At 67.1% G+C, this 11,954-nt stretch carries 10 protein-coding genes and 1 pseudogene; 2 read left to right on the top strand and 9 right to left on the bottom strand.

Annotated features, from left to right (window positions below; translation table 11 throughout):
• Positions 1-450: 2-amino-4-hydroxy-6-hydroxymethyldihydropteridine diphosphokinase (gene folK / locus N7590_RS20590; RefSeq protein WP_279935847.1), on the bottom strand; the 450-nt coding region annotated here is incomplete at its 3' end.
• Positions 451-542: 92 nt separating this feature from the next.
• Between folK and N7590_RS20585 the strand changes: the two genes are divergently transcribed.
• Entirely contained in the window at positions 543-1,286 is a 744-nt protein-coding gene (locus N7590_RS20585) for a 20S proteasome subunit A/B (RefSeq protein WP_053510676.1), read from the top strand.
• Here the strand turns inward: N7590_RS20585 and N7590_RS20580 are convergent.
• The 4 genes and pseudogenes from N7590_RS20580 to N7590_RS20565 all read right to left on the bottom strand — a co-directional run.
• Positions 1,191-2,582: pseudogene (locus N7590_RS20580) on the bottom strand (ATP-binding protein); the annotation flags it as partial. The gene N7590_RS20585 and the pseudogene N7590_RS20580 sit on opposite strands and share 96 nt — an antisense overlap.
• Positions 2,583-2,586: 4 nt before the next feature.
• A complete protein-coding gene (locus N7590_RS20575; protein ID WP_005411057.1) occupies positions 2,587-3,027 on the bottom strand; it encodes a response regulator in 441 nt (146 codons plus the stop codon).
• Positions 3,024-4,841: an ATP-binding protein gene (locus N7590_RS20570; protein ID WP_053510679.1), complete on the bottom strand. Its 1,818-nt coding sequence runs from the start codon at positions 4,839-4,841 to the stop codon at positions 3,024-3,026. The genes N7590_RS20575 and N7590_RS20570 overlap by 4 nt, the downstream gene beginning before the upstream one ends.
• A 204-nt stretch (positions 4,842-5,045) precedes the next feature.
• On the bottom strand, positions 5,046-5,429 hold the full coding sequence (locus N7590_RS20565) for a BON domain-containing protein (protein WP_006470382.1): 384 nt from the start codon (positions 5,427-5,429) through the stop codon (positions 5,046-5,048).
• Between the two features lie 171 nt (positions 5,430-5,600).
• On the opposite strand from N7590_RS20565, the gene N7590_RS20560 reads away from it, so the two are divergent.
• Positions 5,601-6,644: an oxidoreductase gene (locus N7590_RS20560; protein WP_053510681.1), complete on the top strand. Its 1,044-nt coding sequence runs from the start codon at positions 5,601-5,603 to the stop codon at positions 6,642-6,644.
• A gap of 97 nt (positions 6,645-6,741) precedes the next feature.
• Here the strand turns inward: N7590_RS20560 and gnd are convergent, their stop codons facing one another.
• From gnd to N7590_RS20540, 4 genes are all read right to left on the bottom strand, one after another.
• Complete coding sequence (gnd, locus tag N7590_RS20555; RefSeq protein ID WP_053450821.1) at positions 6,742-7,647, bottom strand: phosphogluconate dehydrogenase (NAD(+)-dependent, decarboxylating); 906 nt, start codon at positions 7,645-7,647, stop codon at positions 6,742-6,744.
• A gap of 10 nt (positions 7,648-7,657) precedes the next feature.
• Complete coding sequence (locus N7590_RS20550; RefSeq protein WP_204275124.1) at positions 7,658-8,890, bottom strand: hypothetical protein; 1,233 nt, start codon at positions 8,888-8,890, stop codon at positions 7,658-7,660.
• A gap of 23 nt (positions 8,891-8,913) precedes the next feature.
• Positions 8,914-9,513, bottom strand: coding sequence for a DUF2242 domain-containing protein (locus N7590_RS20545; protein WP_164241906.1), 600 nt, complete (start codon positions 9,511-9,513; stop codon positions 8,914-8,916).
• Positions 9,514-9,663: 150 nt separating this feature from the next.
• Positions 9,664-11,841, bottom strand: a complete 2,178-nt coding sequence (locus N7590_RS20540; RefSeq protein WP_053450822.1) for a carboxy terminal-processing peptidase — start codon at positions 11,839-11,841, stop codon at positions 9,664-9,666.
• Between the last annotated feature and the right edge of the window lie 113 nt (positions 11,842-11,954).

Below are 11,954 nucleotides of genomic sequence, written 5' to 3'. Positions count from 1 at the left end.
CTGCGGGTGCGCGCGCCACAGCGTGGCCAGATCCTGCCCGCTGACCGGATCGATGAAATCCGGCGCGATGTCGGCCAGCGGCTTCAGCACGAAGGCATGCTTCAGTTCCGGGCGCGGGATGCGCAGGTGGCCGGGGCCTTCCACCACCAGGTCGCCGTAGAACACCACGTCGATGTCCAGGGTCCGGTCGGAAAAGCGCGGCCCGCTGCGATCACGGCCGTGCGCGTCTTCCAGCGCATGCAGCCAGTCATCCAGCTCCTGCAGCGGCAGGTCGGTCTCGATCGCCACTGCGTTGTTGAGGAAGGCCGGGCCATCGAAGCCAACCGCGGCGGTACGGTAGGCGGGCGACACCTGCAGCGCGCCAAAGCGCTCGCGCAGGGCCGTCACCGCGGCGTGGAGGTAGCGGCGGGGCTGGACGTTGCTGCCCAGGCTCAGGAGCACGGTGGTCATGCGGTTCAGGTGACGGCACTTGGGGGGGCGTGGACATGCCGTCGTCACGGCGGCCTGCCTACAATCCGGGACGCACATGATAGGGCACCGACATGACCTATTGCGTTGGAATCGAGGTCGACGAGGGCCTGGTCTTCGCCGCCGATACCCGGACCAATGCCTCGCTGGACGATGTGCGCGTGCATCGCAAGCTGCACGTGTTCGAGTATCCCGGCCAGGCAGCCTACGTGCTGATGGCAGCGGGCAACCTGGCCACCACCCAGCTGCTGGTGTCACGCCTGGGGCGCGATGCCGCTGAACGGCGCACGCCCAACCTGCGCGACACGGCCCATCTGTTCGAGGCGGCCGAGTACGTCGGCCAACTGCTGGTCGACAGCCAGGTGCACAGCGCCCACAGCGAGCACGGCCATGACGGGGTCAACACCCAGGCCACGCTGATCTTCGGCGGCCAGATCGCTGGCGAGCGGCCGGGGCTGTACATGATCTATCCGCTGGGCAATGCCATTGCCGCCTCGCCGGAGACGCCCTACCTGCAGATCGGCGAATCCAAATACGGCAAGCCGATCCTCGACCGCATCCTCAGCCCGGCCACCCGGCTGGAAGACGCGGCGCGCACGGCGATCGTCTCGCTCGATTCGACCATCCGCTCCAACCTGTCGGTGGGCCTGCCGATCGACCTGGCACTGCTGCGCGATGGCGAGCTGCGCATCGGCCAGCAGCTGCGGCTGGGCGCGGACTCCGCGCTGTATGCCGACATCCACCAGAACTGGTCGCGGCGGCTGGAACAGGCGGTGGACAGCCTGCCGCGGTTCCCGTGGGAAACCACCGAACGGTAGTGCCGGCATCGCCTCCTGCTGCATCCAGCGCAGCGCGGCCGGGCCGTCGGAGGCCAGCTGCAGCTGGTAGCCTTGGCTGGACAGCGCATTGCCGAGCAGCGAAAGGCGCGTCGCCTCGCCATCGACCACCAGGATCGACTGGCCGCTGCCCAGCGCCACCAGCTGCTCGATCGGCTCGCTGCCGTCGCTGGCCTCATGCATCGGCAGGCGCAGTTCGAAACAGGTGCCCTGCCCTGGCTGGCTGCTGACATGGATGCTGCCGCCGGCGCCTTCGACGATGCGCTTGCAGGACATCAGCCCCAGGCCGGTACCGTCGGCCTTGGTGGTGAAGAACGGGTTGAACAGGTGCGACAACGTGTCCGCATCCATGCCGATGCCTTCGTCGGCCACCCGGATGTGCATCCAGTCCACGCCATCGCGCTGGCCGGCATGGCTGGCAATCAGGCTCAGGCGGCCGCCATTGGGCATGGCCTGGATCGCGTTCAACGCCAGGTTCAACATGACCTGCTGCAGCTCGGTGTAGTTGGCGTCGACCACCAGGCCTTCGTCCTGCACCTGCAGTTCCAGCCGTACGGCGTCGGGTACGTTGCTGCGCAACAGCAGCGCCACCGCATCGAACAGGCCGTCGATCTCGATGCGTTCGCTTGGCTTGCGCGAGCCGCGCACGAACGACAGCATCGACTCGGCCATCTCATGGCCGCGCCGGCCGCACTCGGCGATGACATCGGCCAGGTGGTGCAGCTGCGGATCTTCGGTGCGCGCCTTCAGCAGGTCCGGCATGATCAGCAGCGGCTGCAGGATGTTGCGCAGGTCGTGGCTGAGGCCAGCGGCAAGCAGCGACAGGCTTTCCAGCCGCTGCGCGCGCATCAGCTCGGTTTCCACGCGTGCGCGTTCGACCGCACTGCGCGCATCGCGGATCGAACGCGCCACCGCCGACGGCAGGCGCGCCGGCTGGTGCTTGATGATGTAGTCGTTGGCGCCCTTCTGCAGCGCTGCTACCGCGTTCTCTTCACCCATGGTGCCGGAGACGAAGATGAAGGGCACTTCCGGCGAGGTCTCGCGCACGATGCGCAGCGCATCGTCACCGGAGAAGCCCGGCATGCTCAGGTCGGACAGCACGATGTCCGGCTGGAACGCGGCCAGCGCCTGGCGCAGTTCGGCCTCGCTCTCGACCCGCTCGAAGCGGGCGTCCAGCCCCGCATCGAGCATCTGTTCGGACATCAGCTCGGCATCTTCCGGTGAATCCTCCACCAGCAGGATGCGCAGCGCCCCCAGGGCGGGACCGGTCAGGGGCATGGGCTCACTCGAGTTCCGGTGCCTGGTTGATCAACGCCCAGAACTTGCCCAGCGTCTGCACGGCGCCGAAGAACTGGTCCACATCCACCGGCTTGACCACGTAGGCGTTCACGCCCATGTCCCAGCTGCGGGCCAGGTCGCTTTCTTCGCGCGAGGACGACAGGATCACCACCGGCAGGCGCTTGAGTTCTTCGTGCTCGCGGATCTGCCGCAGTACTTCCAGGCCATCCATGCGCGGCATCTTGATGTCCAGCAGCAGCACGGCCGGCAGGCCTTCCTCGCGGTTGGCGAACGCACCGCGACGCAGCAGGTAGTCCATCACTTCCACGCCATCCTCGACGTGCACGATGGGGTTGGCCAGACGCGCCTCCTCCAGGGCGTCGATCGCCATCTCGGCGTCGGCCGGGCTGTCTTCGGCGAGAAGAATGGTGCGCAGAGTCGTCATGCAGAAGGACCTTGTTTGTCCGCGTCAATCGCGGGAGGCAGGTAGAAGTGGAAGGTAGCGCCGACGTCCGGTTCGGCCTCGGCCCAGATCCGGCCACCATGGCGGGTCAGCACGCGGCGCACGCTGGCCAGGCCGATGCCGGTTCCAGGGTAGTCACTGGCCTTGTGCAGGCGCTGGAACACGCCGAACAGCTTGCCAGCATAGGCCATGTCAAAGCCTGCACCATTGTCGCTGACCGTGAACTGATGGCCGCCATCGGGCTGCTGCTGGCAGTCCACGCGGATCCTTGCAGGCTCGCGGTTGCCTGAATACTTCACCGCGTTGCCGAGCAGGTTCAGCCAGACCTGGCGGATCATGTTCTCGTCGCCCACCACGATCGGCAGCGGCGCAATGCTCCACTCGACCTGGTGCGCGTGGCCGCTGTTTTCGGCCTCGGCCTGCAGGTTGGAATCGAGCATGGCACGGGTATCGGCCACCAGCGACTGCATGTCCACCGCCTGCTGGCGCATCGCCACGCGGCCCAGCCGCGAGTAGACCAGCAGGTCGTCGATCAGCGCCGCCATGCGCCGTGCCGAGCTGGAGATCACCTCCAGGTAGTGGCGGCTCTTGTCATCGGCCTGCTCACCCAGATGGCGCGACAGCTTGTCCGAGAAACCGGCAACATGTCGCAGCGGCGCACGCAGGTCGTGCGAGACCGAATAGCTGAAAGCCTCCAGTTCGCGGTTGACCTCGGACACCTGCTCGACCTTGCCTTCCAGCTGCCGGTTCAGCTCTTCCACGCGCAGCTGCACGGCACGCTGCACCGTTACATCGCTGACGGTCATCAATACCACTTCGTCATCGGTATCCGGCAGCGGCATGCGCCGTGCGTTGAGCAGCATGTAGCGCACCATGCCGTCGGCGGCGCGCTGCTCGTGCTCGAAGTCCCACAGTTCGCGGCCGCGCAGCAGCACGTCGGACAGACGCTGGCGCATCACGGGGTCCTGCCAGGCGCCGTCTCCGACGGTTTCCAGCAGCAGGCCGTCGGCACGCTCGTCCTCCAGACCGTACAGCTCGGCAAACGCCGGATTGTGCAGCTGCACGCGCAGTTCACGATCAAGCAGAACAATGGGCTCGCGCACGGTCTGCAGCACCGATGCCGCACGCGCAGCCGAACGCAGCGATTGCCGCTCGGCATGCAGGCGACGGCCGATCTGCCGATGCAGCAGCCACAGCACCAGGCCCAGCAGGGCCAGCTGCACCACCAGCGAGCTCCAGGACACAAACTCGGTCTGCCGGCGCTGGCGCGCCGCCTGTTCCGCACGCAGTGCCAGCAGTTCCTGCTCGCTGGCCTGCAATTCCTCGACCAGGCCGCGGATGGGATAGCGCGTGCTCAGATCCTGCACCAGCCCGCGCTGATCGCTGTTGGGTTCGGACCTGGCCAGCTCGCGGGCCAGCGCCATGCGGCCCTCCAGCATCGATTCGATACGACCGATGCGGATCAGCTGGTCGGGATTGTCGCGGGTCATCCGGCCCAGCTCGGCCAGGCGCCCCGGAATCTCGTTGGCGCGCGCCATGCGCTCGCGCAGGCCGGGCGCATCCACGCCCTTGGACAGGGTCAACGCGGCCGATTCGACGTCACGCACGTCCGCCTGCAACTGCTGCAGGGCATTGCCTACGGCCTGGGTATGGTTGACCCAGGCCATCGCCTGTTCGCTGTCCTGCTGCAGTTTGCGCAGGGTCAACCATGGCACCACGATGATCGCGACGGCCGCCAGCGCCAAGGCCGGCAACCGCCAGCGGTCCCAGATGTCGTCACTGAAAACCAGCGCCATAGTTCCTCGTCAGCACGGCCGCGGAGCACCTGCCGGGACCAGCCCGGCTGCGGCGGAACCGGCAATATAGCGCAGGCGGTCACAACTCTGGGATTCAGGGCGCGGCTGGCTGAACGGGTAGGGGGCGTCCCCTTCTTGGTGGAGCCGAGCAGGGCCCGGCTCCAAAGAAACCGCTGGGCGCCCCAGCTGGGGCGCCCACCGGGTTCAGCGCTTGGCAGCGGCGCTGACCTTGAGTGCTGCGGCATCGACGCGGGTCACGCCCTTGATGCCCTTGGCAGTGGTGACCGCCTTGTCCTTCTCGGCCTGGGTCGCCACGGCGCCGCTGAGGCTGACCACGCCGTTCACGGTTTCCACCTTGATTTCAGTGCCCGGAACGTTGCTGCTGGCCAGCAGGTCGGCCTTCACCTTGGTGGTGATCCAGGTATCGGTCACTGGCTCGTTGGAGTCATGGCGATCGGCATGGGTTGCCGGATGGGTGCTGGTCGGCGGGCTCTTCGCGGCCGGGTCCTTGGCGAAGGCGGCCGAGGAGGACAGCGCCAGGCCCAGGGTCAGGGCAGAAGCAATCAGCGTGCGGGTGGTATTGCTCATCGTGTCGTACTCCTTCGGGATGTGCTGCCAGTCTGGACACGCCGCCGTGGAGCAGGCGTGGCGTTGCAGTCATGCCGCTGTGAATCGAAGCGTTTCCAACGGCAACGGTTCAGTTTTGGACGCTGATCGCCGGTCGTTTACCCTGCCCTTTCCCTCTGCCGGAGCTGTGCGATGCGCCCCGACCTGCAACTGGCCCTGATCGGCTACGGCCTCGCCGGCCGGGTCTTCCATGCGCCGCTGATCCAGCACACGCCCGGGCTGGTGCTGCACAGCGTCGTCAGTTCGCAGCGCGACACGCTCCTGCGCACGTTCAGCAACGTGCACGTGCGGGCCACTGCACAGCAGGTCTTCGACGATCCGGCAGTGGATGCGGTGGTGATCGCCACGCCCAACGACCAGCATGCGCCGTTGGCGATCGCCGCGCTGGCGGCGGGCAAGCATGTGCTGGTCGACAAGCCGTTCGCGCTCGACGTCACCGAAGCCGAAGCAATACTGGCCGCGGCGAACGATGCCGGGCGCATCGCGACCGTGTTCCAGAACCGGCGCTTCGATGCCGACTTCCTCACCCTGCAGGCGCTGTTGGCGGAGGGTGCGCTTGGTGACGTGGCCGAGTGCCATGCGCATTTCGATCGCTACCGGCCGCAGGTGCGCGAGCGCTGGCGCGAACAGGATGGCCCGGGAAGCGGCGTGTGGTACGACCTGGGCCCGCACCTGCTGGACCAGATGCTGGTGCTGTTCGGCTGGCCCGAGGCCATCGACGCCGATCTGGCGGTGCAGCGCGAAGGCGGCAGCGGCATCGATTACTTCCACGCGGTGCTGCACTACCCACGGCATCGCGCGATCGTGCATGCCGGTTCGCTGGTGGCGGCACCCACACCGCACTTCAGTGTGCATGGCAGCACGGGCAGCTGGATCAAGCACGGCCTGGATGTGCAGGAGGCGCAGCTGCGCCGCGGTGTTGCACCGGGTGCGCCGGGCTGGGGCATCGATCCGCGGCATGGCGAGCTGCTGCGCTGCGATGCCGAGGACAACGTGCAGCGCAGCACCGTCGACAACCTGCCTGGCGATTACCGGCGGCTGTATGCACAGTTCGCGGCGGCGATGCACGGCGATGGCGAAGCGACGGTCAGTGCGGCGCAGGCGCTGCAGCTGATGCGGTTGCTGCAGGCGGGGATGGACAGTGCGCGCGACGGGCGGCGCATCGCGTTGGGGTGACCAGTAGATCCACGCCATGCGTGGAGGCGATCGGAGACAGCTTTCCTGATGGGGTCAGAGCCCTTTCCTGCGGAAAGGGATCCGACCCCGGTGTTTCTTACGACTTCTTGATGGCGTGGCCGCCGAATTCGTTGCGCATCGCCGACAGCAGGCGGTCGGTGAACGAATTGGATTCGCGTGAGCGCAGGCGTTCCAACAGCGACAGCGTGATCACCGGTGCCGGCACATCCAGTGCGATCGCTTCGGCCACGGTCCAGCGGCCTTCACCGGAATCCTCGACGTACGGGGCGATGCCGTCCAGCGACGGATTGCGCTTGAGCGCTTCGGTGCTCAGGTCCAGCAGCCACGAACGCACCACGCTGCCGTGGCGCCACACCTCGGCCACCTGGGCCAGGTCCAGTTCCATCTCCTGCTTGCGCTCCATCAGCGCGAAGCCTTCGGCGTAGGCCTGCATCATTCCGTACTCGATGCCGTTGTGAACCATCTTGGTGAAGTGGCCGGCGCCGGACGGACCCACGCGGGCCCAGCCGCGATCTTCGGCCGGGGCGAGCGTGCGCAGCAACGGGGCGATCTGCTCCACCACCGGGGCGTCGCCGCCGACCATCAGGCTGTAGCCTTCCTGCAGGCCCCACACGCCACCGCTGGTGCCGCAGTCGACGTAGCCCAGATCGTCTTCGGCCAACGCCTTGGCGCGGCGGATCGAGTCCTGGTAGTTGGAATTGCCACCGTCGATGACGATGTCACCCTCGGCCAGGTGCGGGGTCAGCTGGCCCAGGGTCTGGTCGACGGTTTCGCCGGCCGGCACCATCAGCCACACCACGCGCGGCACTGGCAGCGCAGCGACGGCAGCGGCCAGCGAATCAACCACCTCCAGGCCGGCCTCAGCCGCACGCTGACGCGCGCCTTCGCCCGGGTCGTAGCCGACCACGCGGTGGCCGCCGCGATGCAGGCGCTGGGCCATGTTGGCACCCATGCGGCCGAGGCCGATCATTGCAATATCCATTGTTTCACCTTCAGTTGGGGTCTAGGGTCAGGCTGCCTGGCCTGCCGGTGGCCGCGCAGTGGCGCAGCTGCGCCTCGCGCCAACGCCGGTAGAGCGTGGTATGCAGATTGTGCACCGCCAGGTCGATCGAAAACGGCGTTCGTGGGTTGCGATCAAGCAGGCGGGCGACGTGGTAGCCGATGGGACGTATACCGCGCGGGTGCACATAGATCACGAACTGCTGGTAGAACGGATCGTCCAGCAGCTGGTCCATGCGTGCCAGCGTGTCGTGGTAGCGCGGTTCCAGCCGTGCGCGCAGGTCCGGGTCGCGCTCGAACAGCAGGCGCTCGAAGTAGCGCTGGCCGATGCGCGGGATGTCCTGCGCGAGCTTCCACAACTCGACATTGCGCTGGTCGTACCAGGCCAGCCCGCCGTGCAGGGCCAGCGCCTGAGCAGCGCCCTCGCCCACCTCGACCACCACGAAGTTCTCGGCCTGGTTGCTCAGATCGTCCAGCGTGCCCTTGTCGTACACATGTTCGATGAAACCGGGCACGCCGACGAACGCCTGCCGCCCCAACATCGATGTGCGCTCCGCCTTGCCGTCGGCGAAGAAATCACCTGCGCTTGCACCCAGCAGAATGCTGTCGGTGTCATGCAGCGCCAGGAACGTACCAATCGACAGTTCTGCGGGTTTGAACTCGGTATCGAACGCAGCATCACCGTACAGCTCGCGTTGCGTTGCCAGCTGCGCGACCTGGCGACCGACGCCACATTCGGCACGCACGCTGCCGCTGTAGAACGCCTGCAGTGCACGGCTGTTGCCACCGCTGGGCACGTAACCGCGGCCGAAACTGCGTGTGCGCTGCCACCCTTGCGAGGGTGCGCCCCGCAGGCCGAAGCCGATCCAGCCCAGCTGCGGACCGGAAAAACGGAACGTGGGATTGTCCTGCAATGCGGTCGCCGCACGTTGCGTGGCGGCGCCCAGTTCGAACGCATAGGCGCAGACCGTGGCCGGGTCGTCCAGCAGTTGCCGCAGTTGTGCCTGTCGGGCTGCAGCGGGCATTGCGGCCGGCCACTGCACGCGTAGATCGCCCGCCGCCTGCGCCTCGGCCAACGTGGCGCGCGTGCACACGGCACCGCCGTGCACCTGCGGCGTGGCCACCGCCGCCTCTTCGAAGCGCCAGCCCAGCCGCTGCAGCAAGCCCTGCGTGCAATCCACGGGCGTGGCCGCCGTCCCCAGCACGGGCACCAGCAGCAGGGCCATGCCGATCAACCTGCCGCGCACGCTCACCCCTGGTCCGTGCTGGCCGGTGCAGGTTCCGGAGTCGCAGGTACGGGCGAAGCAGGCGGCGCGGGCGTGGCTGCGTCCGCAGGCAGATACTGCTGCAGGCGCTGGAAGAAACGACGATAGAACTCGGCATCGGTGACCGTACTGCTGGCCACTTTCACCAGCGAATCATCATTGCTGCCGAACGGCAGCGACACCGAGCCCAAGGCACCCACGCCCACGCTGGCCGACGTCGGGCTCTTCTTCAGTGCGTAGCGGTCCTGCACCGCGCTGACGAACACCAGCGTCTGGCTGCCACGCGGCGCGCAGGAGATGCGCAGTACCAGCTGCTCGTGATCGTCGTCGCGGAGCTGGAAATTCTTGTTGCCCTCCACCTGTGCCTCGTCCGAGCGGGCAATGGCATAGCCCTGGCTGAGCAGGGTCCGCCGCGCCGCTTCGCAGGCATCACCGGGACGGCCATCGACGGTGCGCGAGAAGGTGTCGCCGGAATCAAAGGATTCACGCAGCAGGGTGCTGTCGGCGGCACGGCCACCACAGGCCGACAGGATCAGGGCGCTGCTGAGGGCCACGGCAGCGCTGGTAAGACGGGAGGCCCGCATGGGTACTCCTGCGAGGACGGTACCGCAAAGCGTAGTCCTGCGGCCGTGTGTGGCAGGTCGACATGGCAGCCCGCGTTGTTCCCGGTTCATGCACGGAAAAGCAGAGGGGCCGGCAATGCCGGCCCCTCGGGTATACGCGCGCTTGGCGGATCAGTCGGCCCAACGACCTGCGCCGGTGGACTGCGGCAGCACCTGCGCCGACAGCGGGCGGTCGTTGGCCAGCAGGTTCACCGCATCGGCCAGGATCGAGGCCGACTCGCGCAGCAGCGGGTCCGGACGCTTCTCGGCCGCCTTCTCGCGCGCGGCATCCTTGACGATGTCGCGCTCGTTGCCGGTCAGGCCGTCGTCGCTGCTGTCATCGGCCAGCGGGTCCAGGGCCAGGCCCAGTTCCTTGCGCTGCACCTGGCGTTCCTTGCGCTGGGCATCCTGGCGCTCGCGTTCGGCGCGGCGGGTCGCTTCGTTCAACGAGATGTACTTCTTTGCCGCTTCGGTGCGGAACTGCTGCACGTCCTCGTTCCACCACTGGAATTCCTTGTCGGTGGCGATGCGTGCGTCGTGACGGGTTTCCAGCTTCGGCAGCAGCGGTGCGAAGTTGCCGTACTGGGTGTGCGGCACGGCGGCGATGCGGGTCCAGGGCAATGCGTTGTCGTAGGTGCTTTCGCCGAACTCGGTGGCATCGACGCTGGCCGGGAAGGCCAGGTCCGGCACCACGCCCTTGTGCTGGGTGCTGCTGCCGCTGATGCGGAAGAACTGGGCGATGGTCAGCTTGACCTGGCCGAAGCGCTGGGTCTCGCCGCTCGGCCAACGATCGAGATCGACGATGTTCTGCACGGTGCCCTTGCCGAAGCTGGTCTCACCGATCACCAGGCCACGGCCGTAGTCCTGGATGGCACCGGCGAAAATTTCCGAGGCCGAGGCCGAACCGCGGTTGATCAGCACCGCCAGCGGGCCATCCCACGCCACACCCTGGTTGCGGTCGCTGTTGACGGTGACGCGGCCACCGGACTCACGCACCTGCACCACCGGGCCCTGCTCGATGAACAGGCCGGTCAGTTCGATGGCTTCATCCAGCGAACCACCGCCGTTGTTGCGCAGGTCCAGCACCACGCCGTCCAGTTTGTCGTTCTTGAAACCGGCCAGCAGCTTGGCCACGTCGCGGGTGGCCGAGGCGTAGTCGGCGGCATTGCGGCGGCGGCCTTCGAAGTCCTGGTAGAAGGTCGGCAGCTTGATCACGCCGACCTTCCGTGCCGGTTCACCATTGGCGGCCGGAATGGTCATGGTCTCGCCCTTGGCGGCCTGTTCGGCCAGGCGCACCTTCTGCCGGGTCAGCACCAGGGTGTGGTGCTTTCCGTCAGCACCTTCCGCGGCCGGAATGAATTCCAGCTTGACCTGGGTGTCCTTCGCACCGCGGATCTTGGCCACGACATCATCGATGCGCCAGCCGATCACGTCCTCGACCAGGCCGGATTTGCCCTGGCCGACCCCGACGATGCGGTCACCCGGCTTCAGCGTGCCGTCGACCGCTGCCGGGCCACCGGCGATGATCTCGCGGATCACCACCACGTCGTCCTGGCGCTGCAGCTGCGCGCCGATGCCTTCCAGCGACAGCGACATCGCCTGGTTGAAGTTCTCGGCGGTGCGCGGGGTGAAGTAATCAGTGTGCGGATCAACCGCGCTGGTGTACGAGTTCATGAAGAACTGGAAGACGTCTTCGCCCTTCAGCTCATTGACCGACTTCTCCAGCGTGGCATAGCGCTTGTCCAGCGTCTTGCGGATATCGTCCGGCTTCTTGCCGGCCAGCTTCAGGCGCAGCCAGTCGTTCTTGACCGACTTGCGCCACAGCTCATCCAGCTCGGCGCTGCTGGCCGCCCACGGCACCTTCTTGCGGTCGTATTCGAAACGCTCGTCGGTGGTGAAGTCCGGCTCCTGCTTGAGCAGCCTGCGCGCGTAGGCCACGCGCTCGCCCACGCGCTGCTTGTAGACGGCGAACACCTGGAACGCCGGCTCCAGCTCGCCGCCACGGATGGCCGAAGAGATATTGGCTTCGAACGGCGCGAAGCGCGCCACGTCGGCCTGGGTGAAGTACTGCTTGCCGCCGTCCAGCGTCTCCAGGTAGCGCTTGAACACGTCCTTGGAGGTGGCCTCGTCCAGCGCGCGCGGGCGATAGGCATAGCGGCTGTCGGACAGCAGGCCGTACACCAGCTTGGAGGTGGTCACCTGATCGGCGGTGGCCGCCGCGGGCAATGCAGGCGAGTCGGCCTTGGCCGCCAGCGCCAGCGGCGCGACCAGCGCCAGGGCCATCAGGAATGCGGGGGCTTTGAATTTCATTGACGTGCTCGAAGGCGCCTTGCCAAGGGGGAGACTGCGGGGTGTTCAGACACCACGACAGTGCCGAAAGTTGCCGGGTTTGTCACCCGGCCGCGCTCGGTGGAAAACCAGCC

It is taken from the genome of Stenotrophomonas sp. GD04024, from assembly GCF_029837545.1.
GTDB classification, from domain to species: Bacteria; Pseudomonadota; Gammaproteobacteria; order Xanthomonadales; family Xanthomonadaceae; genus Stenotrophomonas; species Stenotrophomonas forensis.
The sequence above is the reverse complement of the archived record's forward strand: the minus strand, read 5'-3'. Positions and strand labels throughout refer to the sequence as shown.

Coding starts and splice junctions, on each gene's coding strand:
- N7590_RS20585 (WP_053510676.1), top strand. CDS start 543: ATGACCTATTGCGTTGGAATCGAGGTCGACGAGGGCCTGGTCTTCGCC.
- N7590_RS20575 (WP_005411057.1), bottom strand. CDS start 3,027: ATGACGACTCTGCGCACCATTCTTCTCGCCGAAGACAGCCCGGCCGAC.
- N7590_RS20570 (WP_053510679.1), bottom strand. CDS start 4,841: ATGGCGCTGGTTTTCAGTGACGACATCTGGGACCGCTGGCGGTTGCCG.
- N7590_RS20565 (WP_006470382.1), bottom strand. CDS start 5,429: ATGAGCAATACCACCCGCACGCTGATTGCTTCTGCCCTGACCCTGGGC.
- N7590_RS20560 (WP_053510681.1), top strand. CDS start 5,601: ATGCGCCCCGACCTGCAACTGGCCCTGATCGGCTACGGCCTCGCCGGC.
- gnd (WP_053450821.1), bottom strand. CDS start 7,647: ATGGATATTGCAATGATCGGCCTCGGCCGCATGGGTGCCAACATGGCC.
- N7590_RS20550 (WP_204275124.1), bottom strand. CDS start 8,890: ATGGCCCTGCTGCTGGTGCCCGTGCTGGGGACGGCGGCCACGCCCGTG.
- N7590_RS20545 (WP_164241906.1), bottom strand. CDS start 9,513: ATGCGGGCCTCCCGTCTTACCAGCGCTGCCGTGGCCCTCAGCAGCGCC.
- N7590_RS20540 (WP_053450822.1), bottom strand. CDS start 11,841: ATGAAATTCAAAGCCCCCGCATTCCTGATGGCCCTGGCGCTGGTCGCG.